Raw genomic sequence first — 26,890 nt, 5'->3', positions numbered from 1 at the left:
AGGTTATTTTTAGAGCTTTGATAATTTTTGGTTGTTATAACCAGTTTAATATTTTTTTTAGCGTACTTATTTTGTTATTTGTGTAAGGAGCATATCTTAGATTTAGGTCCAGCCAATTTGCTTTTTTCACAATTCCTTTATGATGCGAGAATGTATCAAAACTCATCTGACCATGATAAGCACCAATTCCGCTATGACCGACACCGCCAAACGGAAGTCTTTTATTGGCAAAATGAATTACAGTATCGTTTACACAACCGCCTCCAAATGAATGTTCCAAAATTGTTTTTCTGGCAAATTTTCTGTCGTCGCTAAATACATAGAGAGCAAGAGGTTTTTCGTATTTTGATATGATTTTGACTAATTCTTTTTCTTCTTTATAGGTGATTATGGGAAGCAAAGGACCAAAAATCTCATCCTTCATTATTAAACTGTCTAGGTTATTTTCTTCAATTAATGTTGGCGCTATATAAAGATCTTCGATGACAGTTTGTCCGCCAAAAATTACTTTTTTTGGTTCAATCATACTTACTAAACGATGCCAGTTTTTTTCGTTTATAATACGGGCAAAGTCGGGAGAGTCTTTTGGATTTTCAGTATAAGCTTTTGTGATTTCATCTTTCATATAATCAACAAAATGGCTTTTCATTTCTTCCTGTATCAAAATATAATCTGGTGCAATACAAGTTTGTCCTGCATTCAGGAATTTTCCCCAGACAATTCTTTTAGCCGCAAGTTTTAAATTAGCAGTTTCATCAATAATGCAGGGGTTTTTTCCGCCAAGTTCCAATGTTACCGGTGTGAGATGTTCAGCGGCAGCTTTGGCAACGATTTTACCAACTGCCACACTTCCTGTAAAGAAAATATAATCCCAGCGTTTGGCGAGTAATTTTTGAGTGACATCTACACCGCCTTCAATTACTTTTACATGTTGAGGGAGGAATGCTTTAGATACTATTTTTAGAATTATAGTTGATGTTTTTGGAGTCAATTCAGAGGGTTTTAATACAACTTGATTCCCAGCTGCAACTGCCGAAATCATTGGGCACATTGCCAATTGGAACGGATAATTCCACGGAGCTATGATTAAAACCTTGCCGTAAGGTTCTTTTACAATATAATCTGTAGAAGGAAAATTGAGTATTGAAGGGAATACATTTTTAATTTTTGCCCATTTCTCAATATTCTTAATGGTATTTTTTAATTCAGAAATGGTATAACTGGTTTCGGTTGCAATCGATTCAAAGGGAGGTTTTTTAAAATCTTCGTACAATGCTTGAATGATTTCATTTTCGCGTTTGATAATTTCATCCAATAATTTTATTAAAGCTTCTTTTCTGGTACTAATATTTAATTTGTAACTCATGGTAAAAAAAGTTTTAAATCATATGCATTAGTAAATTTAGAATAAAATTCTTTTCCAATTGAAAAATTAAATGGCTTTCCAAATAACGTCGTCTGGTGTAGGAGCGATAATGCTTATTTTTTCTTTGGAAACAGGATGGATGAATTCCAGTTTTCGAGCATGAAGATGAATGCCGCCATCAGGATTACTTCTGTCAAAACCGTATTTTAAATCCCCTTTGATAGGCGATCCGATTGCAGAAAGTTGTGCCCTTATTTGGTGATGTCTTCCTGTATGTAGTAAAATTTCAAGGCCATAATAATTATCCAGTTCTTTAATAATTTTATATTCTAAACTGGCCATTTTGCTGTCTGGAACTTCTTTAAGATGCGCTTTGGAAGTGTTATTTTTCTCGTTCCGTTTGATGTAATGAACGAGTTTATCTTCTTGTTTGGCAGGCTTGTTTTTGACCACTGCCCAATAGGTTTTATTGGTTTCCCGGCTACTAAATAATTCATTCATGCGAGTCAGAGCCTTACTGGTACGGGCAAAAACCACGATTCCAGTTGTTGGCCTGTCTAATCGATGAACAACGCCAAGAAATACTTCGCCTGGCTTATTATACTTGTCTTTAATGTATTCTTTTACAACGTCGCTTAACGGTTTATCTCCCGTTTTGTCTCCTTGAACAATGTCACCTACGCGCTTATTAACCACGATAAGATGATTGTCTTCGTGTAAAATTTGGAGATTATTTTTGTTTGAAATTAATTTCATTTTTTAGTTTCTAAGCTACTAAGTTCCTAAGTTCCTAAGATAAAAAAAACTTAGCAGCTTAGAAACTTAGAAACTTAGTATCTTAGTGTCTTAATATTGTTCTTTCTCGTTCGGGAAATCTTTGGACTTAACATCTTCCACATATTGGCTGATAGCAGAAGTCATTCCTTCGTATAAATTCATATAACGTCTTAAAAAACGTGGACTGAATTCGTTATTCATTCCCAACATATCATGAATGACCAATACTTGACCATCAACGCCGCCGCCAGCTCCGATTCCGATAACTGGAATCGAAATACTTTCAGCTACTTTTTGTGCTAAATAAGCTGGAATTTTTTCAAGTACTAATGCAAAACACCCTAAATCTTGTAATAATTTGGCATCCTCTATTAGTTTTTCGGCTTCGGCTTCTTCTTTGGCACGTACAGAGTATGTTCCAAATTTATAGATAGATTGAGGAGTTAACCCCAAATGTCCCATAACTGGAATTCCTGCGTTTAAGATTTTTTTGATAGAGTCTTTTATTTCTTTTCCGCCTTCTAATTTTACCGCATGACCACCACTTTCTTTCATAATTCTGATTGAAGATCGCAACGCCTCTTTTGAATCTGATTGATAGCTTCCAAAAGGCAAATCAACAACTACCAAAGCTCTGTCAACAGCTCTAACTACTGATGATGCATGGTAAATCATTTGATCTAAGGTAATAGGTAAAGTGGTTTCGTGACCCGCCATTACGTTTGAAGCAGAATCACCAACTAAAATTACATCTATCCCAGCCGTATCTACAATTTTGGCCATGGTATAATCATATGCGGTAAGCATTGATATTTTTTCACCATTGGTTTTCATTTCAATTAGAGACTTTGTGGTGACTTTTTTGTAATCTTTTTTTATTGCAGACATTTTATTTATGTTTTATTCCGATTCTTCGGATTGATTTTGTTTTTTGAGAATACAAAAGTAATAAATAGAATTTTCTAAATTAGATTTTCATAAAGAATATGAGATTGAAGACAGGTCAAATTGTGATATTGGCAATTTAATGGGGGCTTTTTAAAGAATTCTTGCGGTGAAATTTGCTTGCTAAATTGGTTGTTATTCGGATGTTTTAATTAATCTAGACCAAAACTAAATCTTTATAAAATCTTTATATGTGGCTTTGTTATATTATAAAATACTTACATGATATGATATAACTTTGTTTCATCAAATAAATACTAAGGTTATGAGCAGTATTTTGAATCAAATAAAGATTAAAAACCAATACTTAATAAGCGTTTTATCTGTTGTTACAGTCGCTTCATTGTGTTTATTTATCCGAGATTATTTGGACTATAAAATTGTTGGTTATATTCTATTGGTGGTGGTTTCGGTACTTTCAATGTTTCTGGCAATTTTGCCGTTGTTGCTTAGTGCGGTTTTGAGTGCATTAATATTAAATTTTTTATTTATTAAGCCTTATTATACTTTACATATCAGTAATGCCGAAGATTCATTATTGTTGGTTTTGTTTTTTATTATTACCCTTGTAAATGCAGTTTTGACCCATAAAATCAGAAGAGCCGAAAAGGTATTGCAAATCAAAGAAGTCAGAGTGAACACCATGAAACTCTACAATGCATTATTGGACTCGTTATCGCATGAATTGAGAACACCGATTTCAACAATAATGGGCGCCATAGATACCATTCAGAGTAAATCGGTGCATATTTCCGAGGTAAATAAAGAGAGTTTATATTCTGAAATTGAAAAAGCTTCGTTGCGATTGAATCATCAGGTAGAAAATCTATTGAATATGTCCCGACTCGAATCGGGTGTTATTGAGCCTAAAATGGATTGGTGTGATTTGGAAGAATTGATTTATAATGTTTTGGATCAACTAAAAGACGATTTGCAATTTCATAGAATAACAGTGAAAACAGATGAGAATTTACCACTTTTTAAATTAGATTATGGATTGATGCAACAGATTATTTATAATTTGGTTTTTAATGCTTCCCAATATACACCCAAAGGAGCCAAAATCGAAATTAAAGTTTCGTACAATGTGGATGCTGATTTTGAATACAATCCTGATAAAATATTGCCTTGTGTGATCACAATAGCTGATGACGGTATTGGTTTTCCTGAAAATGAAATTGATAAAGTGTTTGATAAATTTTACCGTCTTCAAAATTCCAAAACAGGTGGAACCGGGCTTGGGTTATCTATTGTAAAAGGTTTTGTCGAAGCCCAACACGGAAAAGTAAGACTAGAAAACAGGGAAGAAGGAGGTTCAGTTTTTATACTCAGTTTCCAAACTTTAACAATGAATACTAAAGAAATTTCAAATGAGTAATAGTGCCCAAATTTTGGTAATTGATGATGAAATTCAAATTAGGAAACTACTTGAAATAACGTTGGATTCTAATGAATACCGAACAATTTTTGCTGTCAATGCAAAAGAAGGATTGTCTATGGTTGCCAATCATCAGCCTGATTTGGTCATTCTTGATTTGGGTTTGCCTGATGAGGATGGACAAGTGGTTCTGAAACGTTTGCGTGAATGGTACAACAACCCAATCATCATTTTGACTGTAAAAAACTCCGAAAATGAAATTGTAAAAGCACTAGATAATGGAGCAAACGATTATTTGACTAAACCGTTTCGTACACAAGAATTACTAGCTAGAATTCGGACTGCCTTGCGAAATTCAGTAAGCATAGAAAAAAGACTTGCATTTGAGTTTGGTTCTGTTTCGATTGATTTAGCGTCTAGGGTGGTAAGGCTGAATAATGAAATTTTGAAACTTACGACCACCGAGTACAATTTGCTTTCCATTTTTGTAAAAAATGAAGGGAGAGTATTAACACATCACTATTTACTGAAAGAGGTTTGGGGAAACAGTTATGTAGATCAAACCCAATATTTGCGGGTTTTTGTGGCACAACTTAGAAAAAAGATTGAAGAAGATCCAAATCATCCTAAATTCATCATCACCGAATCTGGTGTAGGATACCGTTTTAGTACAGGGTAAATCAATTTAAAATACTGAAATTAAATACAATGCAAAGTCCTCTACACTTTGTATAGGGTTTTGCATGCTCAAAAGATTGAAATATATACAATGATAATTTAAATAAAATGAATACTACGACAGTTCAAAAAGTTACGGCAGCATCACTTTTGGTTGCATTTGGGATTATTTACGGAGATATCGGAACGAGTCCGTTATATGTGATGAAAGCAATTATTGGTCAAAGAGAAATATCAAAATTGCTGGTTTATGGAGGAATTTCGTGTGTGTTTTGGACACTGACTTTTCAAACGACTTTTAAATATGTATTGCTGACACTATCCGCCGACAATCACGGTGAAGGCGGGGTCTTTTCTCTTTATGCTTTGGTCAAACGCTTTGGGAAAGGAAAATTAGTAATTCCAACCATTTTGGGAGCGACTACGCTTTTGGCGGATGGAATTATCACGCCCCCAATTTCTGTTACTTCGGCAGTGGAGGGACTTGGAGATGTGGTACCCAATATTCCAATACTTCCAATAGTTATTGTAATATTATCTGGGCTCTTTGTTTTTCAGCGTTTCGGAACTCAAAAAGTAGGCTTTTTTTTTGGTCCGGCTATGGTAGTTTGGTTTTCGATGCTTTTAATTTTAGGGTTTGTCCAAATCTTAGAGCATCCGGCAATTTTAACGGCTTTGAATCCGATGTATGCGTATGAGTTATTGGTTGAATATCCCCATGGATTTTGGTTATTAGGAGCTGTTTTTCTTTGCACTACCGGAGCCGAGGCATTGTATTCGGATTTAGGACATTGTGGAAAAAGCAATATCAGAATAACTTGGATTTTTGTAAAAATTGCGTTAGTAGTTAATTATTTGGGTCAGGCTTCTTGGTTGATGAACCAAAGCCATCCTTTTCTAGAAGGCAAGAATCCTTTTTATGCCATCATGCCACAATGGTTTTTGTTTTGGGGTGTTCTCATATCAACTTTTGCTGCCATTATTGCTTCGCAAGCTTTGATAAGCGGTTCATTTACATTAATTAATGAAGCGGTGTCTCTAAATTTTTGGCCGCGTGTGACAATGAAAAATCCAACTAATTTGAAAGGTCAGATTTATATTCCATCGGTAAATACGATTTTATGGGTAGGCTGTATTTTGATGGTTTTGTATTTCAGAACTTCTACTAATATGGAGGCAGCTTATGGATTTTCAATAACCATAGCGATGCTGATGACTACCGTTCTTTTGAATTATTATCTGATTTATATCAAAAAATTAAACAGGGTGTTGATTACTGTAATTATTACTGTTTTTGTGATTATTGAAATTGCGTTTTTTGCTGCCAATATTGTCAAAATCAAAGAACGCTGGATGTTTTTGTTTTTCGAGTTATTCATATTTATGACAATGTACGTTTGGTTCTTTTCCAGAAAAATCAATAATAAATTGGTGAAATTTACTAATTTGACAGAGTACGGAGCTAAATTTTTGGAACTGAGTAATGATGTTACCATTCCGAAATATTCGACTCATTTAATTTATTTATCAAAAGCAGATCGAAATTATGAAATTGAAGAAAAAATATTGAATTCTATTTTTTCCAAGAAACCCAAAAGAGCCGACGTATATTGGTTTTTTCACATCAACAGAACCAATTCACCTTTTGATTTGAATTATGAAGTTATAGAATTGGTGAGCGATAAAGTGATTAAGATTGTCTTGAATATTGGTTTTAGAATTCAGCCAAAAGTCGAATTGTATTTCAAACGAATTGTTCAAAATCTTATTAATAATAAAGAACTGAATTTGCATATTCGCTCCGATGGTTCAACAAAATATAATCCGGAACCCGATTTTAAATTCGTAATTATCGAAAAGTTTTTATCGGTTGAAAATGAATTTTCTATAAGTGATGGCATTTTATTGAACTCCTATTATATGTTGAAAAATATGTCATTGTCAGATACTAGGGCTTTCGGCCTTGATAAAAGTGATGTAGTTGTCGAAGAAATCCCTATCGTTTATCATCCTATTACAAAACTGGAATTGGATAGGAAATTGGTCAATTAGATAATGAGATAATTTGGAAATTAGATAATTTGAAAATTAGAAAATTTGAAAATTAGATAATTGGTTGATTGGGTCTTATCCAGTTTGTCAATTATCTAATTTTCTAATTTCCAAATTATCTTATTACCTAACAATCCGCCATATTCACAGCAACGGCCAATCCGCCTTCGGAGGTTTCTTTGTATTTTGAATTCATGTCTTTGGCAGTTTGCCACATCGTGTCTATTACTTTATCTAACGAGACTTTGGCATTTTTTGCATCGGTTGCCAAGGCGAGTTCTGCGGCATTAATTGCTTTTATTGCTCCCATCGTATTACGTTCTATACAAGGGATTTGAACTAGTCCACCAATTGGGTCACATGTAAGTCCTAAATGATGTTCCATCGCGATTTCGGCGGCCATTATTACTTGTTCAGGAGTTCCGCCCATTAATTCGCATAATGCACCGGCGGCCATTGCACTCGATACTCCAATTTCAGCCTGACATCCGCCCATTGCTGCAGAAATGGTTGATCCTTTTTTGAAAATACTTCCTATTTCGCCAGCAACCATCAAGAATTTCTTGATTTCATTTTCACCACCTTGATGGTTTTCGATAACCAAATAGTACATTAAAACCGCCGGAATTACTCCGGCGCTTCCATTGGTAGGAGCGGTTACCACTCGGCCCAGCGCAGCATTTACTTCATTTACGGCAAGTGCAAAACAACTTACCCATTTCAGGATCTGGCGAAATTTAACTTCGGTTTTTCTAATTTCTTCCAGCCATTCTTGGGGATTGGAATAATTAGACAGACCAATCAAACTTTGATGCAAATCAAAAGCGCGGCGGTGAACATGCAATCCTCCGGGAAGCATTCCTTGAGAATGACAACCAATGTACATGCATTCCAGCATCGTATTCCAAATTCGCATTAACTCATGATGAATTTCTGCTTCTGGTTTCATCGACTTTTCGTTGGCGTAAACTATTTCCGAAATGGCTTTGTTTTCATTTTTACAATAAGCTAACAATTCCGAAGCTTTGTTGATAGGGAAAGGAAAAGCACATTTGATAGCGTTTTTCTTTTGGGCATTTTCTCGTTCTTCCTTTACAACAAAACCACCGCCTATGGAGTAAAATGTACTGCTGTACTCGGTATTATTATTGAAATAGGCAGTAAAAGTCAATCCATTTGCATGAAAAGGAAGGAAATTTTTATTGAAAACAATATCCTGAAGAATATAAAAAGGAATATGGATTTGGTTTCCGAGATTGATTTCATTTTTGCTTTCTATTGATTTGATGATTCCATCAATATTTTGCACCGGAATGTATTCGGGATCTTGACCGCTTAGACCAAGCATAATCGCCAAATCGGTTGCGTGTCCTTTTCCAGTTAATGAAAGAGAACCATACAAATCCACTTTTATTCTTGATATTGTATTGATATCAAAATCACTTCTTAATTCCTCTAGAAAACGTTCGGCAGCACGCCAAGGGCCTAGTGTATGCGAGCTCGAAGGACCGACACCAATTTTTAGCATATCAAAAACAGAGATACATTCTTCCATGAAGTTATATTTATAGAAGAACAAATATAATTATTAATTTAGGTAAAAATGATTGTAATGTTTGAATAAATGATAATTTGTGAATTAAAAAATCAGATAATTATGTTAATTAAATAATAGGGCAGGTAAAATGGTTTTGTGTTCATTGAGATTTTTTTGTTTTTTACTAAAAATGAGCACTTTTACGTCAATCCCAGGTTGTCTAATTGAAAAATCAGACTATTAAATCTTCATCCTTAATGACTTCGAAACGCAGCAACATTCATCTGTTAAGATATTTAAAAAAAGTAGTGCAGTTTTTGTTGATTTTATTGGTGTGAAACGATTTAAAAACTATATTTGTCGCTACATTCAAAAATTCCGGAAAACATGTTTGAATTTCAACAGTATTTAGGCTTTTTACTTTTCTTAACCATCCTTACAATGGGATTTTGGTTAATGTTTTTCTTAGTTGGTTTCTTATCTTATTGGGTAACGGGAGCATCTTGGGAAGCATATAAAGAAAAGAGAGCAAAACAAAGAGAAGAAGAAGAGGCTTAGTCTCATTTTTTACTTTGCAAAGAAATTAAGGATTCGTTATTACGAGTCCTTTTTTTATGTTTTTTTGTATATAAAAAGATACGCAAGAAATTTTTACCCAAAGTCAAAATTATAAAAAAAGGATTCGCTATAACGAATCCTTTTTTTATTGTGTCTGGTTTAAGATTATCCAGGAAATTCTCCTCCGCCATCTCCGCCACCTTCATTTCTAGGAGTTTGATTCTTTTCTCTGTCGTTTTTAGATTTATTGAAACGGTAAGTAAATGATAAATTAAATTGACGTTTACGGAATTGCATTTCACCATACGAGATTTGAGTTGGGAGATTTGTTACTTCGTCTGTAAAATAAGTATAAGATCTCATAATTCTCGTATTGAAAATATCACTAATATTGAACGCTATTGTAGCTTTGTCTTTCATTATATCTTTACTGAAAGCTGTGTTCATAGAAAATTGATCCAAGTTTTTCCCTTGTGCAGTTTTTTGTTCCCCGTTATAAGTACCATTCAATTGCCAATCGATTTTGTATGGCAAAGTTAATTTTGAGTTTACTCTTGCAAACCAAGTTGTAGCCTGATTGTTAAGGTCTTGTACTACAAGTTTTCCTGTCGTATCAGTGTAACTGTGCTCTCCTGTTGTTTTTACATTATAGAAATTGAAATTACTGTTTATTCTCCATACTTTGAATGGGGTATAATTTAAAGTAAATTCAAAACCTATTTTTTGCTCTTTTCCTAAGTTAATTGGCTGACTTTTTATAACTGGAATCCCTATAATTTCTTCACCTGGAGATGGAGTTACCACCTCACCATCAGGAGTTACGAAGTCACCGGTTGGAGATCTTACAAAGCTGAAAACATCTTTAGTGCTTTCAAAATAAGCAGAAGTAGTGAAAGTTACTTTTTCCCAACGTTTAATATATCCAATATCAAATTTATCTGTTAAGGCTGGATCTAAATCTGGATTTCCTTGAAAAATATTAACATTACTTGAATAATTAACGGCAGGATTCATAAAACGACCTCTAGGTCTTGATAGACGCTTGCTGTAACTTGTTGTAATGTTACTTTGATCTGAAAGTTCATAACTAATGAAAGCACTTGGAAAAAAGTTGTTATACTTTTTAGTATTAAAATCTTTTGGGTCCTCTAATAAGTTTACATGAATATTCGTGTCTTCCCAACGCAATCCAAACAAATAAGAGAATTTATTTGCTTTGAAACCATACTGTGTGTAAAGCGCATTGATGTTTTCTTTGTATTCTAAAGTATTTGATAAGTTTGAAATTGGATTTCCATTTTCGTCCTTAACAGAATATATATTATTTAAATCTCCAAAATTTCCTTTATATCCCGCTTCAAATTGACTCCCTTCTCCCAATGGAAGAACATAATCAGCTTGAATTTGTGCTTGCTTTTGGACCTGATTATTTAAGGTGTTGTTGTAATTATCAGAACCCGTAATAATACTTTGGTTATCATCAGTATTTCTTGAAACAGAAGCATCAACTGTAAGTTTGTGCCCTTTGTCGTTGAAGTTTTTAATTAAGTTTGAAGTATATGATACATTTTCACTACCACTATCTCCCGTATTCAAACGATATGAGCTGGTTGTGAAAACATGGGCTGCATCATAGTTGTTGTAATTAATTAAATCCTCGGTATCGCCAGTATACTTTTCATAATTAATAGCATTTGTCCAATATGTATTTGGAGCAACAGTCCATTCAAGGCCGGCTCTTCCGTTAAAACCATCATTGGTTCTTTTTGTGTCACGGTCCTCGTCTAAATAATTTTTAACAGAACCATCATCATTAAAATACTGAGAATTGGTTTTACCACCACCTTCATTTGTTCTGTGGTTATAGCCCACAGTAGTGAAATAGTTTAACTTTTCTGTTTTGTAATTGACATTGGCACTCAAACCATACGTTTCAGGAATTCCTCCAGAAGCAATAATTGTTCCGTTAAAACCTTGATTTTTCCCTTTTTTAAGAATGATATTGATTATTCCAGAACCACCTTCGGCATCATATCGTGCAGAAGGATTGGTGATAACTTCAACTTTATCAATAGCATCAGCAGGAAGTTGTCTTAATGCTTCTGCGATGTTTACGGCGTAAGATGGTCTTCCGTCAATTAAAATTCGGATATTATCGCTTCCTCTTAGACTCACATTCCCTTCTGTGTCAACAGAAACTGATGGTACATTATCAAGAACATCGCTTACTGTTCCTCCTTTTACCATCATATCCTGACCAACATTATATACTTTTTTGTCCAGTTTGATTTCAACTGATGACTTTTCAGAACGAACAACAACTTCATCCAATTGCGAAGCATCATCTTCGAGAGCGATAGTTTCTAATGTCGTTTTTCCGCTAATATTTTTACCTTTTATACTAACTGATTTGAACGAAATAAATTCGACAGTAATATCATAAGTTCCAGGAATCACATCAGCTTCATATTCTCCTTTGTTATTGGTGATTCCTCCCGAAATGGCTTTAGGAAATTTTTGATTTTTTAAAGTAATTGTAGCATATTCTAATGGTTGATTGCTTTTTTTGTCTACAATTTTTCCAGTTACTTTGACTTTGTTAAATGCTGGGGGGCCTTGCTGTGCAAAGTTAGATAGTCCTAAAAACAAAAATAATAGGACTAAAGTAAGGTTGAAATTTTTCATTTTTTGATAAATAGATTAGTCCGTAAGACGTTGAAATGGGGAAATAGTTTAAATGACAGTTCTTAAACTTATGTTAATATTTAAATAAATGGAATGACTAGGTCTAAATCTCGTCCAATAATTGCCTGGTCACCTTTGACAACAATTGGACGTTCTATAAGAATTGGATTCTCTACCATTGCTTGAATAATTTGATCATCAGTAAGAGTTTTTCCTTTGTAATTCTCTATCCAGATGCTTTCTTTTTTTCGGACTAATTCAATTGGAGTGAAATTTAATTTTTTTAATAATAAGATTAATTCAGCAGCGGTAGGAGGAGTGTTTAAGTAATTGATAATTTCGAATTCCTTGTTTGATTCCTGCAAAACCAGCAAACAATTTCTTGATTTTCCGCAACGTTGATTATGGTAAATTTGTATCATTTTTTGAGTAAAATATGAGTTGTTATAAAATAGAATAGCTATTTTAGAGCCAGCAAAAATAAGATTTGAAATACTATTTGAGGTATAATTTTAGAAAAAAAATATATGTTTATAGAGCAGGGAATAAATGAAGAAAACAAATTTGGAAAGTATTTTTTGGGGATGTTAATTATTATTGGAGCATCATTTTTGGGGCAAATTCCAATGTTGGCGGTAATTTTATTTGAAACTCTAAAAGGAAAACCATTTCCCTCCACCGATTCAGAATTAATGAATTTTTTAGAGCCAAACTTGAATTTGTTTCTTTTGCTTTTTTCTTACGTTGTGATTCTTGGAGCGATTTATCTTATCGTTCGTTATATTCATCATCAAAAGTTTATTTCAATCATTACGGCAAGAAAAAATATAGATTGGAAACGAGTCATATTTTCATTTTCGTTATGGGCTATATTTATGGCGGTTTCTACATTAATTACTTATTATTTAAATCCTTCTGACTATAAAATTAATTTTCAGCTTGGCCCTTTTTTGATTTTATTCGTGATTGCAACCTTATTAATCCCAGTACAAACAACTGTCGAAGAATTAGTTTTTCGTGGATATTTAATGCAGGGATTTGGCAATTTATCCAAAAATAAATGGTTGCCATTAATTATGACTTCAACTATTTTTGGATTACTACATATTTTTAATCCAGAAGTTTTAAAAATGGGCAATATAATTTTGGTCTATTATATTGGTACCGGATTGCTGTTGGGAATAATAACTTTGATGGATGACGGAATGGAATTGGCTCTTGGTTTTCATGCTGCCAATAATTTAATTGGAGCTTTATTAGTAACTTCGGATTGGTCTGCTTTTCAAACTTATTCTGTTTTAAAAGATGTGTCGGAACCAACGGCTGGATTTGATATTATATTGCCTGTGATAGTGATTTATCCTGTGCTTTTGATTATATTTGGTAGAAAATATAAGTGGTCTGATTGGAAAGAAAAATTGACTGGAACCTTAGAATAGATCATATTTAATAATTTAAAACAACAATCAATATTTTATAGTATGAGTACAATAACTTACAAAAGTGTGCACAGCCATTTTAAAATAAATGGTTACCATTTGACCAAAGAAGATTTATGTAGAGTTGCTTATAGCTTTATAAAAGAAGGTGCCGATTTTGAGCAAGCAGTTGGAGATTTCGTATTAGATTGGTTTGATGATAAGTCGTATATTGATATGTCTACTTCTGGAACCACCGGAAAGCCGAAAAGCATTAGAATTCAAAAAGATGCGATGGTTCATTCGGCTATTTCGACAGGAGAATTTTTTGGATTGGAACCAGGAAATAGAGTATTGCACTGTTTGCCTGCAAAATATGTAGCCGGAAAAATGATGTTTATTCGTGCTTTTGTTTTAGGTTTAGATTTGGATTTTGTTGCACCAAGTTCTCATCCATTAGAATATAATGATCAAAAATATGATTTTGCTGCAATGGTGCCTTTGCAAGCAAAAAACTCAGTTGACAAATTAACCAATATCAAAAAGATAATTGTAGGCGGAGCCAAGGTAAATAAATCACTCGAAGAAGAATTACTTAAACTTCCAGTAGAGATTTATGAAACGTACGGAATGACAGAAACAATCACTCATATTGCTGCCAAAAGAATTGGAGAAGAGGCTTTTACGACTTTGCCAAACGTTACAGTTTCAGTAGATGAAAACCAGTGTTTGGAGATTCTGGCAAAAAATATCAGAGATGAAAAAATTGTTACTCATGATTTGGTAAAATTAATTTCAGACAAGCAATTTATTTGGTTAGGCCGTATTGATAATGTAATTAACAGCGGTGGAATTAAAATTTTACCAGAACAAGTAGAAGGTAAATTGTCAACATTAATTCCGAGACGTTATTTTGTTGCGGGGAAACAAGATGACACTTTGGGCGAAAAAGTGGTTTTGTACGTTGAAGGAGAATCATTTGATATTAATCCTTCCGTTTTTAATGTTTTAAATAAATATGAAAAACCAAAAGAAATTATTTTTATTCCAAAGTTCAAAGAAACCCCAACAGGAAAGATAATGAGGGACGAAAGTAAAAATTAGTTATACTCGAGTTTAATAATATTGTATGAAAAAAGCTGTCTAGTTAGACAGCTTTTTTTTGTAACTTTTTCAGGTAATGAAATGATTGGAAACAATTATTTTTCCATTTTAAAATAATAATCGGCAGAATTTTTACCGCCACCATAAATGGCAAAAAAGATACATAAACCGAGTGTCAGTATTGCTAATAATAAATTTTGTTGATGCATATGCCCCATAAAGTTGATTATAACTGCACAAAATAAAATTGGTAATTGCGCTATAATTGCCCAGCGGGTTAATAAACCAAAGAAAATCAGAATTCCTCCAATTAAATGGGCTGGTGCAATATAATGAACTAAAAACATTCCTCCCCCAAACTTATCGAACCTGTCGATAGGTGATAGTAAATCGACCAAATATTGAGTGTTTGATACAAAATAAACACCTTTCATAAATAAAAAAACACCAAGACCCATTCGAAGTAGATCTAATGGCAAATAAGTATGCGCATTGGCCCACTTATTTAAGCTTTTTACATTGTTCATATTTTTTTGGTTTAAAATTAATATACTAAGTTATTAATTATTAACGACATAAGTCTGATTTTAGCGCCAAAAAATGTGGATTATGTTTTTTTTATGGAATATTTATATGAATTTAATTTTTTTAAGGAAGCATTTGAACCTTAAGATGACGTTAAATCATTTTAAAAAATTATTGCCCACTAGTAGCGCTTGATTCCACTATTAAAGTAGCTACGTGACTATTTAATTATAATCTTCATCTTTTTAAATAAAGAAATTCCAAATTACCATTTTTTGTAACATCAGCTTTCAAGTATCGAAATAGTCTTTGATATGGTGATTATTGTGGAAAACACCTATCGAAATATCGTGATTATACTGAAATAAAATGCTTTTTATTGTTGTTGTTTTGTATTCAATTATTTGATTATCATTTAATTACAATTTCTAAAAAAATGGAATAAGCCGAAAATCCAATCAAAGAGTAGGTGCATAATTTTATTAAAAATGGCAAAAGAAAAATTAGAACTTAGAGCAATTCAGGAAGCAATTGCAAGTTCAGATGCTAATTGGGAAGCAGGTATTACAAGTGTATCGGAATTATCTGAAAACGCTAAATTAATTCTTCTTGGATATACACCAGGACCTGGGGATCCAAGTTTAGAAGAACAAGAACAGCAATGTTCGGCAGCCTTGAATCAATATTTAGCTGCTTCAGCAGCGGATTCTTTTGGCGCGCCGGCAGGTTTAGATTGGCGCAATAATGGTGGGAATTTTGTTACCGCAGTAAAAAATCAAGGAAATTGCGGTTCTTGTGTGGCATTTGGTACAATTGCCTCGGTAGAAAGTCAAGTTAAAATTTTGCGTGGCGCAACTTATGCTATCGATCTATCGGAAGCGCACCTTTTTTATTGCCACGCAAGATCAGAAAGTCGCAATTGTGGCAACGGTTGGTGGCCTGATAGAGCATTAAGCTTTTTTCAGTCAGCTGGTGTAACACAAGAAGTATATTATCCATATACAGCTGGTGATCAAAATTGTTCAGGGAAACTTGCTGGGTGGGATAGTAATCTTACGAAGATAACTGGTTATTCAAAAATCAATGGTATTGAAGCTATCAAGGAATATATTGCTACCAAAGGTCCTGTAGAAGCTTGTTTTAGCGTTTATAGAGATTTCTATAATTATAGATCGGGTGTTTATAAACATATTACTGGAGAACTATTGGGAGGACATTGTGTTTGTATTGTAGGCTATGATACCGCAGGTAAATACTGGATATGTAAAAATAGTTGGGGAACTAATTTTGGTGAGTCTGGTTTTTTTAAAATTGCTTTTGGAGACTGTGGTATTGAAGGTCAAGTGTATGGAGTTACCGGAATTGTAAATGATTACAATATTAATACTGTAAAAGTTCAAGGATTATGGACAATTAATGAAACAAGAAACGCGTGGGTGTATTTAAGTGGTGGAAACGGTTGGAAAAAAATCGGTAATTTGAATGATGCCGCTTTCATTAACATGGCTAATCAGTTGGCTTCAGCAAAAATTACAAATTCAAATGTCAACGTGGTAATTAAGGATGGTTTAATCCAACAAGTGTATGTATTCTAAAAAAAAAATTAATTTAAAAAATAAATATTATGGCAAAGTCACCAGTAAATAATCCTCCAATTGCTCAAGTTGAGACAGAGGGTGCAAGTGTTCCATCTTTAGCAGTGGAAAAAATAGAAAGTTCATCATCAATAAGTAGTGATGAAGCGGCTCCAACTTTAACTCCACCTTCAGCTATAAATTATGCTGCTGAAGATGGCTTTGGAGCAGGCGTATGGAACAATGATAAAAGGATAAATGCATTGTTTTCAGTCAATGAAACTCGTAATTCCTGGATTAGTGTTGTAGGTATTGGATGGGTAAAATTAGCCAATACTATTGACTCGGCTAACGAAGCTCTTACTGTATTTTCTACAGCAGGAAAAGTCAAAAACTCACCTGTTAACTATTTTCTTGATGGTGGACAAGTGACTCAAATTTACGTTTGGTAATTTTATATCTTTAAGACATCTGAAAAGAAGCTTGTTATTTTCCTAAATTACAACGACTTTTCAGGTGTTTTTTTTGTTTTAATTAAAAAAAGTAAGACAATGATAGTGATAAATAAAACATTTAATGGGAAGAAAATCAAGTCTAAAAAAGGCGAGGCGATTAAAGTGCAATTGGAAGAAAATCCAACCACAGGATATATTTGGAAAATTCAATCTTTAGATGATAAACACATTCATTTCAAAGAAGATAAGTTTGAAGCTGAAGGTGACGGAGTGGGTGCAGGCGGAATAAAAACTTTCTATTTTGAGATTAATAACGAGGGCGTAAGTGACTTGCATATTGTTCTTAGTAACTCTTGGGAAAATGATCCAGCGGATACTTTCAACGTGACAATAGAAAGTTAGTTTTATACATCATCACAAATTCATAAAAAGAAATCTCTATTACGAATAATAGAGATTTTTTTTATGCCTATAATAGATCTAATTATTGTTTCGATCAGCAATAAAATTATCCATCGTTCTAATTTTAAATTATGGCAAGTGCAATTCGGATAAATCTTTTATCGAATGATAACCTAATTTGCGATAACTTTCAAATTGTGCTTCGTCAAAAAACTGATCACCTGTAGACTGCTGTGGAAAATCGGGATTTGCCAAGGCGTATTCTCTTATATCAATAGGTTCGTCACCTGTTAACGCTGCTTTAATATAAATTAATGTTCCCTTTATTGGTACACCAGGATAGATGATTTCACCTTTCAGAATGTGCTTTTTCTTCAGTTTTTCAGCATTTTTTGTAATATCTTCAAAATTCTCAAAGATAATTTCAACACCAAAATCGATTCGACATCTTCTTATGGCATTTGCCAAACCTTCGCATGCAACTTCCTGATCCTGCTCGCCATCCCCTAATATAATATAATGACAACGTCTTCTGATGAGTTCATATAACCCCATATTATCAAAATGGCCACCATCAGAGAGACATACATAATCCATACTGATGTCGGATTTACCAGTCAGATCATGGATTAAGTACAATAAACCACCTCTTGGATCAGAATCTTTCCATCTTTTAAGTCTCGTGTTACCAATCCACCAGCCCAGCCGAACGTTAAATATTGTTAGCAAAAAAGCCATTGGTGCAGATGAATGATGTCCCCAATTGGGATTGACAGCTGCTCCAGATATTGCCATTGCAGTCCCAATAGTTGGACCTCCATTTTCGTTAGAAAATTTATTGGTAGGACGATAGCCGTATTCATAAACATGATCCACATCATAAGTTGACGGACGAGTAGGACTAAAATCATAACCACAATACAGAGGTGTAAAAACAAATGATTCTGCTTTACGATCTTGCCTGTCTAGTGCTGAAATAACCGTTGCATTAAGAGCGGTATTAAGAATTGGATAAGGACCAAAATAACCGTCTTCAACTTTCATAGAGGATAACAATATATCATCATTTGTGTCAAAACCGGTAAATACATTTGCTGTTTTAATACGATCTTCTCTGCTGCGGGTTGCTCCCATAAAAGCCCTTATAAGCCGGTTGCGATAAAAATGGTGAAGAGAAAACTCATTAACTCCAACGCGCCAACTTAAAAAGAGTGTAACTAATAATAAACCTATGGTAGTCAGATAATTTATAAAATCATTATTTCCTCCTCTAATCAGATTTATAATATAGGAACCAATAAGCAGTACCCCAATCATAAAAATAAATGGTATAATTTTAACGAAGATATTGCCAATACTCTTAGATTTATTTGGGTCTTCATCACCTTTTGATGAAAATGCTATTTTTACTCCCCAACCAACTATCCCGAACCAACCGCCCCATGCAGCTGGCAAAACAATTGACGAAGTTGACCATAAATCAGGCATAATGAATATTGAAAAACAAATAAGAATCCAGAAAAGCACAAACCGATTTACATAACCGCCTGTTCTTCCCCACCATTCCCGACGGTAATCAGGAAACATTTTGCCCATTATCGCCATACGCATTATTATTGCAAAAGAAAAAATTTCAAGTACGATAGGAACGCCGATCAATAACATTACTTTATTTGAGCTTATGTTTTTATTTAAATTTCTAATCAGAATCAATAGCAATTCATAATTTTTCCAAAACAAATAAAGTAATGCACTTAACAATAGTGCAGCAGCAGCTGAGGATACTGTTAATATGATTAATAATAAAATATTATTGATTTTATTATTTACGAGATTTCTTTCTTCACTAGACAATTTCTCCTTGACAACATTTGCCCTGCCTAATTGAATAAGATCATATCTTTTGTGATAATTACCCAATAACGCTACTATAATCAATGCAATAAATGAAGGAAGTGAGACATTAATAAAGAACCATTTGTAAATATCTTCATGTTTAGGGGAAATTTCATCTATGCTTATGTTAAACATAAATGTACTGATCAGAAATGCACAAATGACGGTCCAAATTATGAGTATATAAGGAAGAAGATTAGATATTTTCGTTAAAAAAGAAATGTTAAAATTGAAAAAAATCAATTTTTCTTTGGCTCGAGCTACTTTTCTTTTTCGTTTAACTTTATAATAAGATCGCATGGCAAATGCCGCAGTAAAAGCTCCAAATAAAAGCATTAAAAGATTTATAAAAAAATACGGAATTTCATTCTTTTTTTCAAACCCTTTAAATAGTTGCCCAAGAATTTCCCAACCATTATACAGATCCAGAATCAAAGAAAAAACAGTCAGCAATACCAGCAATAATAATATCTGATTGACAAGAGTGTTCCTAAGCCATGTCATTCCTGATGTCCAGGCGTCTGGTGACATAATGCCTACATTTGGAGAAAGATAATTACTAAACATTCGAAGCCAGCGTATCGGGCGAACTTCATCAGCAAATGGGTCAGATGATTTTTCTGGACATAACTGATCGGTAACTTTGCTAAAAGATCCGGATCTTTTTATCCACGAAGTGTACCATGTACCTATATAACCGCCACCAGATACTGTTGATATATAATCTATTTTTTCTAAAACGTCCAGACTTGCCAGTCTTTGTAATATACCAAGATTAAATGTGGCTGAACGAATGCCGCCTCCGGAAAAGGCGAGTCCAGTAAGCTTTAAATCTACAGCTCTGGACATAGGATCATGTATTTTAGTTTTTTCAGAAGCTACATTATTCAGATTTTCATCTGCAATTTTATCATTTGTGACTGACACTCTCCATTCCTCGCTTCGCTTCTTGCGGGCTTTATCAATTTCGTCCAGTTCATCATTAAATAATGTTTCAAATGGTAATGGAAATTCGGTTCGTATTTTTCTTTCCGTATTATTTTTCAACAATTGTTTAAGTAACAACTTATCATTTGTAAGGTATTTTATTGATTCCTCCTCATTTTTGTTCCACCACGTTTTATGATTTTTATAATCAACTTCATTTAGAATTTTCGAATAATCATATTTGTTATCTTTTGAGATATAAAATTGATAAAGACGAATTTCATATGCTGATTTGTTCTGGCCGGTAATTGCAAGAATTACCTGTACTGGCATATACATAAGCAAGGCCGAAAGTTTCTTGCGTTCGTTTAATTCTCCTTTATAAAGTGCTGCTCGCATTTGTTGCCGCCAAAAAAACGAAACCCTAAACAATAAAAGTTCCGTTGTTGTTGGTGTGTCTTTATATTTTATATCAATATTGGAACCTAGCCATTCCAAAAGATCGTACATTATATCCAAATATGTCCTTACTAGAATCTCATCTTTACAATTATCAGGGCTATGCCAGACTAAGTCTGTTATCTCGTCTATTTGACTGGGTGTTAATTTATTTATACCATAGTCATTATCACTTTTTTTTCCGAGATCGCTCCAGGAATTTCTATCTAAGAATTCTTTTGGGAAAGTATTCTGAGGATTGCTTTTCAAAATATCCTGAAAAAGGTTTAGATAAGATATTGCTTCAGCTGTAAGATCAGTTACAATGTCCATGGTTAAAAGTTTAGATTATAAATAAAATAAAACTACTCATGTTAAAAAATGTTAAATGTAAATATACAGATAATTAACTATTTGGTAATGCGTTGTATCTGAATTATTGTTAATTATTTAAAAATAACATACAACTTTTAAGTGTATTATTCGATTTTTTGAAAGTTCTCAAAAAGTAAGTCGGAACGGTTGAATTTGAAAAGTTTTAAAATAAAATTTCAGAATGTTGGAATAGTATTTTGAGAAAATGAAGCGATGCAACAATTAAAGAATCCGTTAAGTTTGAATTATTCAAATATGCTATAAATAGAATATATAGAAATTGCCTTTTGAAAAAAAGGCTTAATAATTTACGAAAAATGATGAGTTTTGTTTTGAATTTTTGATATTAAGACAATTCAGGAATTGAAAATGTTCTACATAATTTTCATGGAATAAAATTGCTTAAACCTGAATCACACCCAAATTAAATTGTTTTTCGATAGGAGCGTGGTTAGCAGCTTCAATTCCCATTGATATCCATGTACTAGTTTCTAAGGGATCGATTATCGCATCTGTCCACAATCGAGCGGCTGCATAATAGGGAGAAACTTGTTCGTCGTAACGATTTTTTATCTTCGAAAATAGTTCGGCTTCTTTGGCTTCGTCTATAATTTCTCCTTTATTTTTTAATGCTGAAGCTTCTATTTGCGCCAATACTTTGGCGGCTTGAGTACCGCCCATAACGGCTAATTCTGCGCTTGGCCAAGCAAATATTAACCTTGGATCAAATGCTTTTCCGCACATTGCGTAATTTCCTGCTCCGTATGAATTTCCGACAATCACAGTAAATTTTGGCACCACCGAATTCGACACTGCATTAACCATTTTGGCGCCGTCTTTTATAATTCCGCCATGTTCGGATTTTGAGCCAACCATAAATCCAGTTACATCTTGAATGAATACCAAAGGAATTTTCTTTTGATTGCAATTAGCAATAAAACGAGTCGCTTTATCTGCAGAATCCGAATAAATAACACCTCCAAATTGCATTTCGCCTTTAGCAGTTTTTACAACCTTTCTTTGATTAGCAACAATTCCAACCGCCCAACCATCAATTCGGGCATAACCGGTAATGATAGTTTGCCCGTAGCCTTCTTTATAGGCTTCAAATTCGGAATTATCAACCAGTCGGCGAATAATTTCCATCATATCGTACTGTTCGTTTCTTGCTTTTGGCAGAATACCATAGATTTCATTTGGGTCCAAAGCTGGTTTTTCTGCTTTGATACGATTGAATCCAGCCTTGTCAAAATCACCGATTTTATCAACTATGTTTTTTATTTTGTCCAAAGCATCTTTGTCATCTTTGGCTTTGTAATCCGTGACACCAGAAATTTCACAGTGAGTTGTTGCCCCACCTAATGTTTCATTGTCAATGGTTTCGCCAATTGCAGCTTTGACTAAATAACTTCCGGCCAGAAAGATACTTCCGGTTTTATCCACAATCAAAGCTTCGTCACTCATAATCGGAAGGTATGCGCCGCCAGCTACGCAACTGCCCATAACCGCCGCGATTTGAGTGATTCCCATACTGCTCATGATAGCATTATTTCTAAAAATACGTCCAAAATGTTCTTTATCTGGAAAAATTTCGTCTTGCAAAGGCAAATAAACTCCTGCGCTATCAACCAGATAAATTATCGGTAAACGGTTTTCAATAGCAATTTCCTGAGCTCTTAGATTTTTTTTTGCAGTAATTGGAAACCAAGCTCCTGCTTTTACCGTGGCATCATTGGCGACTACAATGCATTGTTTTCCTTTGACATATCCAATTTTTACAATTACACCTCCAGACGGACAGCCTCCATGTTCTTTATACATTTTTTTACCAGCAAAAGCGCCGATTTCAATAGATTTTTTGTTATGATCCAGCAAATAATCAATACGTTCCCGAGCGGTCATTTTACCTTCGGCATGAAGTTTTTCAATTCTTTTTTCGCCGCCTCCAATTTTGATTTGGGCAAATTTCTGTCTAAGTTCAGAAACTAAAAGTTTATTGTGATCTTCGTTTTGATTGAAGTTTAAATCCATAAGTATAATCTAATTGATGTGATCGCTAATTTACGGAAACGAATGAAGATAATGGTTTGTAAGTTGAATTTTTATTAAAAAGAAAAAGCCCCGCATTTATTAAAATAACGAGGCTCTTTTGTGTACTTCAAAATTAATTTGAATCCTTAGGTTAGGTTTAATTGTACATCTTTATATAGTATTCATCGACCATTCTTGCAGAATCAAAGAATGGGACAATTTGCTTCATGCTGGTTTCTACTAAATTCCACCAATCTTTTGGTTGATCATAATATAACGGAAGGATTTCTTCTTCAAGCATTTTATACAAATTTTCCAAATCCATTCCGTCTTGTTGGTGGACAGGCAAATTGTGATCTACAATTGGTAATATAAATGAATTCTTAGTTTTATTCAATTCCTGGAATTCGCGAACCCAACCATCATTAGTAGAAAAGTTGATGGCACCGTTCATTGCTGCTGTCATTCCCGAAGTTCCCGAAGCTTCTCTAGTTACTCTTGGATTATTTAACCAAATATCAGCACCCATTTTTAGCTCACGAGATAATCTTAATTCATGTCCAACAAGTACCGCCATGTTTTTGAATTCCTTGCTAATGCGTGAAAGGTTATCAAAATTGTGAATCGCTCCATAATCTGAAGGATAAGGTTTTCCAGCAAATATAATTTGGATTGGCTTTTCTGAATCTGTCATTAAACTTTTGAATTTTTCAAAATTTCGAGTAATCAAATCGGGTCTTTTATAATCTGCAAATCGTCTTGCCCACACAATGGTTAAAACATTTGGATCAAATATTTTTCCAGTTTGATCGGCAACAACTTCGAATAATTTTTCTTTTAATCGTTTTTTGCGGCTGATTAAATTTTCTCTTTTTTTGGCAGTAAGAGCCTCATTTAGCCACGGGTCTATCCAGTATTTTTTGCTTTGAGCATTAGTAATATGTGTGATTGGACAAATTCCTGTTGCTTCTTTCCACATTTCTCTAGAAACTTCACCGTGTAATTTGGATACACCATTTGCTTTATGACTTAATCGCAATGCAACTAATGAATGATTAAAAGTGTTATCATAAATTCCGGTTATTTCTCTAACTTTCTCTAACGGAATCCCATCAAAAAAGCTTAGGTTTTCTAAGAAATGAATATCGTGTTTTTCGTTTCCTGCTTCTTCGGGAGTATGTGTTGTAAAAACTAATTTCTCTTTTATTTTATCTACACTGTTGTATTTGTTATACAAATGAAAAACAGATGAAAGTGCATGTGCTTCGTTTAAATGATAAATTTCCGGCTCATACTCTAGAGCGTCTAATAATTTGGCACCACCCAATCCCAAAACCATTGTTTGAGCTACTTTGGCACTTGGATTTGAATCGTATAATCTAAATGTAGTTGATTTGGCTAAATAATCATTTTCAGGAACATCCGTAGAAAGGAAGAACATTGGAACTGTTCCAAATGTTTCTGGTTTCAGGAAGTAAGCTTTAATCCAAACATCGCAATTATTGATTTTAATGGTGAATTTGATATTGGTGTCTTCCAGAAAGCTATAATTCTTTTCTCTGAAAAGAGCTCCCATTGATGAATCTTCATTGAAGGATTGGTCGTAATATCCATTTTTCCATAAAATTCCGATTCCTATTAAATTTTGTTTCAAATCATAAGCGCTTCGCATGTGTGATCCTGCTAAAAAGCCTAGACCTCCAGAATAGATTTTAAGGCTTTGATCAATTGCAAATTCCATAGAGAAATAAACAGCTGATTTTTGATATTTTTTATTGAATGTATATGGATGTCTGTATTGTTTAGGTAACTTTTTCATTTTCATGTAATTTAGAAATGGGATGCTGGGGCAAATGTAGAAAAAAAGGTATTCCATCAAAGAGGTGAAAATGTTATAAAAATGTTGGTAAAGTGTTATTTGCCAGATTGTTTGCTCTATATCGTTGTAGCAATGATAAATAGTAATCTATAATGTTTTTTGATTAAAAAGAAGTGATAATTATGTAACTCATTGGTTGTGAATCTATAATTTTTTATTTTTTTAGAAAGGTATATTTGTTAATAAATAAGACCTTCGGTTATGAAATTTACGATAAAATTGGCTTTTATTCTGCTGTTCTTCTCATTTGTGGCAAATGCTCAAATTCAGGCTTTGGATGTTGATAGTCCCCGGCCGAAAAATTTAACTCAACGCTGGGAAATTGATACAACAGCGGTAAGAAGTACTTTTTTATTAACGCCCTATAAACCGATTTATATTTTGTTGGGAAAATATTCAACTCATCCCAATGATCAACCACATTCTGAAAACAATAGCCCTGAATACATTGTTCCGGAAGGTATAAATTATGATAATATTGAACTAAAATTCCAATTGAGCTTTAAAACAAAAGTATTGCAAGGCGTTTTGTGGAAAAGCGCCGATTTATGGGTTGCTTATACTCAAAAATCATTTTGGCAGGTTTACAATCATGACCTTTCGCGTCCTTTTAGGGAAATAAATTATGAACCTGAGGTGATTTTAAATTTCCCGGTAAATTTTAAAATTTTTGGCTTTAACACAAAAATGGTCGGAATAGCTTTTAATCACTTGTCGAATGGGAAAAGTGATCCATTTTCCAGGACTTTAAATAGAGTTATTGCGCATGCTGGATTAGAACGTAAAAATTGGACTGTTTACTTGAGAACATGGTATGGTTTATCTGATAATAGCGGTGACAATCCAGATATTTCAGATTATACAGGGAGAACTGATTTAAATTTAATTTATACAAAAAATGGACACACAGTTGCATTTTATGGAAGTTATAATATGAATTTTACTTCTTTGCCAAAAGGATATGCTGAGCTTTCTTGGTCTTACCCGATCAAAAATAATTTGAAAGCGTATTTGCAAATTTCTCACGGTTATGGGGAATCACTAATTGATTATAATCATCTTCAGACTACAGTTGGACTGGGAATTTCTTTAATAGAATGGCTGTAGTTTAAATAAAAACCCGAAAGTTTTTTTAAACTCTCGGGTTTTTACAAGTTATGCGATCTGCAATCTTAATACTAAAGACTATTCTTCTTCACGTTGTCCCATCATCATCAGATATGCTTTTAAGAATCGATCAATATTTCCATTCATTACGCTGTCAACATCACTGGTTTCTTCTCCAGTTCTAACATCCTTTACCAATTTATAAGGTTGCATTACGTAATTACGGATTTGCGAACCCCATTCAATTTTCATTTTACCAGCTTCAATATCTGAGCGTTGTTCTTGTTGCTTTTTTAGTTCTATTTCATACAATTGGGAGCGCAACATTTGCATGGCTCTTTGTCTGTTGTCGTGTTGCGAACGCGTTTCTGAACATTGAATCTGAATTCCGGTTGGTTTGTGAACCAATTGTACTTTGGTTTCTACTTTGTTCACGTTTTGACCTCCGGCACCACTGGAACGCGCTGTTGTAATTTCGATATCGGCAGGGTTGATTTCAATTTCGATAGTATCATCAACTAATGGATATACATAAACAGACACAAACGAAGTATGTCTTTTGGCGTTACTGTCAAAAGGAGAAATACGCACCAATCGGTGTACGCCATTTTCACCTTTTAAATATCCAAAAGAATAATCGCCTTCAATTTCGAGCGTGACAGTTTTTATACCTGCAACATCACCTTCCTGATAATTCAGTTCGCGAATTTTGTAACCTTCTTTTTCGGCCCACATCATGTACATACGCATTAGCATCGAAGCCCAATCGCAACTTTCGGTACC

21 protein-coding genes are annotated in these 26,890 nt (G+C 33.8%); 10 read left to right on the top strand and 11 right to left on the bottom strand.

Going from position 1 to position 26,890, the window contains the following annotated elements:
- Positions 1 to 34: 34 nt before the first annotated feature.
- The 3 genes from VLC96_RS06060 to panB all read right to left on the bottom strand — a co-directional run bounded on the left by VLC96_RS06060 (position 35) and on the right by panB (position 3,031).
- Positions 35 to 1,366: an aldehyde dehydrogenase gene (locus tag VLC96_RS06060; protein ID WP_325261346.1), complete on the bottom strand. Its 1,332-nt coding sequence runs from the start codon at positions 1,364 to 1,366 to the stop codon at positions 35 to 37.
- Between the two features lie 66 nt (positions 1,367 to 1,432).
- Positions 1,433 to 2,122, bottom strand: coding sequence for an RluA family pseudouridine synthase (locus VLC96_RS06055; RefSeq protein ID WP_325261344.1), 690 nt, complete (start codon positions 2,120 to 2,122; stop codon positions 1,433 to 1,435).
- Between the two features lie 90 nt (positions 2,123 to 2,212).
- On the bottom strand, positions 2,213 to 3,031 hold the full coding sequence (gene panB, locus VLC96_RS06050) for a 3-methyl-2-oxobutanoate hydroxymethyltransferase (protein ID WP_325261342.1): 819 nt from the start codon (positions 3,029 to 3,031) through the stop codon (positions 2,213 to 2,215).
- 322 nt (positions 3,032 to 3,353) lie between these two features.
- On the opposite strand from panB, the gene VLC96_RS06045 reads away from it, so the two are divergent.
- The 3 genes from VLC96_RS06045 (at position 3,354) to VLC96_RS06035 (ending at position 7,196) form a co-directional block, all read left to right on the top strand.
- Positions 3,354 to 4,466: a sensor histidine kinase gene (locus VLC96_RS06045; RefSeq protein ID WP_325261340.1), complete on the top strand. Its 1,113-nt coding sequence runs from the start codon at positions 3,354 to 3,356 to the stop codon at positions 4,464 to 4,466.
- Positions 4,459 to 5,145, top strand: coding sequence for a response regulator transcription factor (locus tag VLC96_RS06040; RefSeq protein WP_325261339.1), 687 nt, complete (start codon positions 4,459 to 4,461; stop codon positions 5,143 to 5,145). The genes VLC96_RS06045 and VLC96_RS06040 overlap by 8 nt, the downstream gene beginning before the upstream one ends.
- Positions 5,146 to 5,252: 107 nt before the next feature.
- On the top strand, positions 5,253 to 7,196 hold the full coding sequence (locus VLC96_RS06035) for a KUP/HAK/KT family potassium transporter (RefSeq protein WP_325261338.1): 1,944 nt from the start codon (positions 5,253 to 5,255) through the stop codon (positions 7,194 to 7,196).
- 127 nt (positions 7,197 to 7,323) lie between these two features.
- On the opposite strand, the gene VLC96_RS06030 is transcribed toward VLC96_RS06035, so the two are convergent.
- Positions 7,324 to 8,751, bottom strand: coding sequence for an L-serine ammonia-lyase (locus VLC96_RS06030; RefSeq protein ID WP_325261336.1), 1,428 nt, complete (start codon positions 8,749 to 8,751; stop codon positions 7,324 to 7,326).
- A gap of 339 nt (positions 8,752 to 9,090) precedes the next feature.
- Here VLC96_RS06030 and VLC96_RS06025 point away from each other — a divergent pair, with 339 nt between their 5' ends.
- Entirely contained in the window at positions 9,091 to 9,291 is a 201-nt protein-coding gene (locus VLC96_RS06025) for a hypothetical protein (RefSeq protein ID WP_325261387.1), read from the top strand.
- Positions 9,292 to 9,456: 165 nt separating this feature from the next.
- Here VLC96_RS06025 and VLC96_RS06020 read toward each other — a convergent pair whose 3' ends face one another.
- Together VLC96_RS06020 and VLC96_RS06015 are read right to left on the bottom strand one after the other, a co-directional pair.
- On the bottom strand, positions 9,457 to 11,976 hold the full coding sequence (locus VLC96_RS06020; protein ID WP_325261334.1) for a TonB-dependent receptor: 2,520 nt from the start codon (positions 11,974 to 11,976) through the stop codon (positions 9,457 to 9,459).
- Between the two features lie 80 nt (positions 11,977 to 12,056).
- On the bottom strand, positions 12,057 to 12,398 hold the full coding sequence (locus tag VLC96_RS06015; RefSeq protein WP_325261333.1) for an arsenate reductase family protein: 342 nt from the start codon (positions 12,396 to 12,398) through the stop codon (positions 12,057 to 12,059).
- A gap of 105 nt (positions 12,399 to 12,503) precedes the next feature.
- Between VLC96_RS06015 and VLC96_RS06010 the strand changes: the two genes are divergently transcribed.
- Positions 12,504 to 13,415 (top strand): CPBP family intramembrane glutamic endopeptidase, encoded by a 912-nt coding sequence (locus VLC96_RS06010; RefSeq protein WP_325261332.1) that lies wholly within the window; start codon positions 12,504 to 12,506, stop codon positions 13,413 to 13,415.
- Positions 13,416 to 13,457: 42 nt separating this feature from the next.
- Positions 13,458 to 14,498 (top strand): AMP-binding protein, encoded by a 1,041-nt coding sequence (locus tag VLC96_RS06005; protein ID WP_325261331.1) that lies wholly within the window; start codon positions 13,458 to 13,460, stop codon positions 14,496 to 14,498.
- 95 nt (positions 14,499 to 14,593) lie between these two features.
- On the opposite strand, the gene VLC96_RS06000 is transcribed toward VLC96_RS06005, so the two are convergent.
- Positions 14,594 to 15,025: a DoxX family protein gene (locus VLC96_RS06000; RefSeq protein ID WP_325261329.1), complete on the bottom strand. Its 432-nt coding sequence runs from the start codon at positions 15,023 to 15,025 to the stop codon at positions 14,594 to 14,596.
- 486 nt (positions 15,026 to 15,511) lie between these two features.
- Between VLC96_RS06000 and VLC96_RS05995 the strand changes: the two genes are divergently transcribed.
- The 3 genes from VLC96_RS05995 (at position 15,512) to VLC96_RS05985 (ending at position 17,454) form a co-directional block, all read left to right on the top strand.
- Positions 15,512 to 16,618: a C1 family peptidase gene (locus VLC96_RS05995; RefSeq protein WP_325261327.1), complete on the top strand. Its 1,107-nt coding sequence runs from the start codon at positions 15,512 to 15,514 to the stop codon at positions 16,616 to 16,618.
- Positions 16,619 to 16,647: 29 nt separating this feature from the next.
- On the top strand, positions 16,648 to 17,049 hold the full coding sequence (locus VLC96_RS05990; RefSeq protein ID WP_325261325.1) for a hypothetical protein: 402 nt from the start codon (positions 16,648 to 16,650) through the stop codon (positions 17,047 to 17,049).
- Positions 17,050 to 17,148: 99 nt separating this feature from the next.
- The gene (locus tag VLC96_RS05985; RefSeq protein ID WP_325261323.1) at positions 17,149 to 17,454 is read left to right on the top strand and encodes a protease inhibitor I42 family protein; all 306 of its coding nucleotides are present in this window, start codon (positions 17,149 to 17,151) and stop codon (positions 17,452 to 17,454) included.
- 129 nt (positions 17,455 to 17,583) lie between these two features.
- Here VLC96_RS05985 and VLC96_RS05980 read toward each other — a convergent pair whose 3' ends face one another.
- From VLC96_RS05980 to glgP, 3 genes are all read right to left on the bottom strand, one after another.
- Positions 17,584 to 21,048: a patatin-like phospholipase family protein gene (locus VLC96_RS05980; RefSeq protein WP_325261321.1), complete on the bottom strand. Its 3,465-nt coding sequence runs from the start codon at positions 21,046 to 21,048 to the stop codon at positions 17,584 to 17,586.
- A gap of 444 nt (positions 21,049 to 21,492) precedes the next feature.
- The gene (locus VLC96_RS05975) at positions 21,493 to 23,121 is read right to left on the bottom strand and encodes an acyl-CoA carboxylase subunit beta (RefSeq protein ID WP_325261319.1); all 1,629 of its coding nucleotides are present in this window, start codon (positions 23,119 to 23,121) and stop codon (positions 21,493 to 21,495) included.
- Positions 23,122 to 23,278: 157 nt separating this feature from the next.
- Complete coding sequence (gene glgP, locus VLC96_RS05970; RefSeq protein ID WP_325261317.1) at positions 23,279 to 24,940, bottom strand: alpha-glucan family phosphorylase; 1,662 nt, start codon at positions 24,938 to 24,940, stop codon at positions 23,279 to 23,281.
- A gap of 261 nt (positions 24,941 to 25,201) precedes the next feature.
- Between glgP and VLC96_RS05965 the strand changes: the two genes are divergently transcribed.
- Positions 25,202 to 26,107, top strand: a complete 906-nt coding sequence (locus tag VLC96_RS05965; protein ID WP_325261315.1) for a phospholipase A — start codon at positions 25,202 to 25,204, stop codon at positions 26,105 to 26,107.
- Between the two features lie 78 nt (positions 26,108 to 26,185).
- On the opposite strand, the gene prfB is transcribed toward VLC96_RS05965, so the two are convergent.
- On the bottom strand, positions 26,186 to 26,890 hold a 705-nt coding region (gene prfB / locus VLC96_RS05960), incomplete at its 5' end, for a peptide chain release factor 2 (RefSeq protein WP_325261314.1).

This window comes from Flavobacterium sp. (assembly GCF_035456085.1).
Taxonomy (GTDB): domain Bacteria; phylum Bacteroidota; class Bacteroidia; order Flavobacteriales; family Flavobacteriaceae; genus Flavobacterium.
This window is presented reverse-complemented; position numbering and strand designations above follow the sequence as displayed.

Excerpts from the sequence above, each read along its gene's own strand:
- VLC96_RS06060 (WP_325261346.1), bottom strand. The coding sequence starts at position 1,366 with ATGAGTTACAAATTAAATATTAGTACCAGAAAAGAAGCTTTAATAAAA.
- VLC96_RS06055 (WP_325261344.1), bottom strand. The coding sequence starts at position 2,122 with ATGAAATTAATTTCAAACAAAAATAATCTCCAAATTTTACACGAAGAC.
- panB (WP_325261342.1), bottom strand. The coding sequence starts at position 3,031 with ATGTCTGCAATAAAAAAAGATTACAAAAAAGTCACCACAAAGTCTCTA.
- VLC96_RS06045 (WP_325261340.1), top strand. The coding sequence starts at position 3,354 with ATGAGCAGTATTTTGAATCAAATAAAGATTAAAAACCAATACTTAATA.
- VLC96_RS06040 (WP_325261339.1), top strand. The coding sequence starts at position 4,459 with ATGAGTAATAGTGCCCAAATTTTGGTAATTGATGATGAAATTCAAATT.
- VLC96_RS06035 (WP_325261338.1), top strand. The coding sequence starts at position 5,253 with ATGAATACTACGACAGTTCAAAAAGTTACGGCAGCATCACTTTTGGTT.
- VLC96_RS06030 (WP_325261336.1), bottom strand. The coding sequence starts at position 8,751 with ATGGAAGAATGTATCTCTGTTTTTGATATGCTAAAAATTGGTGTCGGT.
- VLC96_RS06020 (WP_325261334.1), bottom strand. The coding sequence starts at position 11,976 with ATGAAAAATTTCAACCTTACTTTAGTCCTATTATTTTTGTTTTTAGGA.
- VLC96_RS06015 (WP_325261333.1), bottom strand. The coding sequence starts at position 12,398 with ATGATACAAATTTACCATAATCAACGTTGCGGAAAATCAAGAAATTGT.
- VLC96_RS06010 (WP_325261332.1), top strand. The coding sequence starts at position 12,504 with ATGTTTATAGAGCAGGGAATAAATGAAGAAAACAAATTTGGAAAGTAT.
- VLC96_RS06005 (WP_325261331.1), top strand. The coding sequence starts at position 13,458 with ATGAGTACAATAACTTACAAAAGTGTGCACAGCCATTTTAAAATAAAT.
- VLC96_RS06000 (WP_325261329.1), bottom strand. The coding sequence starts at position 15,025 with ATGAACAATGTAAAAAGCTTAAATAAGTGGGCCAATGCGCATACTTAT.
- VLC96_RS05995 (WP_325261327.1), top strand. The coding sequence starts at position 15,512 with ATGGCAAAAGAAAAATTAGAACTTAGAGCAATTCAGGAAGCAATTGCA.
- VLC96_RS05990 (WP_325261325.1), top strand. The coding sequence starts at position 16,648 with ATGGCAAAGTCACCAGTAAATAATCCTCCAATTGCTCAAGTTGAGACA.
- VLC96_RS05985 (WP_325261323.1), top strand. The coding sequence starts at position 17,149 with ATGATAGTGATAAATAAAACATTTAATGGGAAGAAAATCAAGTCTAAA.
- VLC96_RS05980 (WP_325261321.1), bottom strand. The coding sequence starts at position 21,048 with ATGGACATTGTAACTGATCTTACAGCTGAAGCAATATCTTATCTAAAC.
- VLC96_RS05975 (WP_325261319.1), bottom strand. The coding sequence starts at position 23,121 with ATGGATTTAAACTTCAATCAAAACGAAGATCACAATAAACTTTTAGTT.
- glgP (WP_325261317.1), bottom strand. The coding sequence starts at position 24,940 with ATGAAAAAGTTACCTAAACAATACAGACATCCATATACATTCAATAAA.
- VLC96_RS05965 (WP_325261315.1), top strand. The coding sequence starts at position 25,202 with ATGAAATTTACGATAAAATTGGCTTTTATTCTGCTGTTCTTCTCATTT.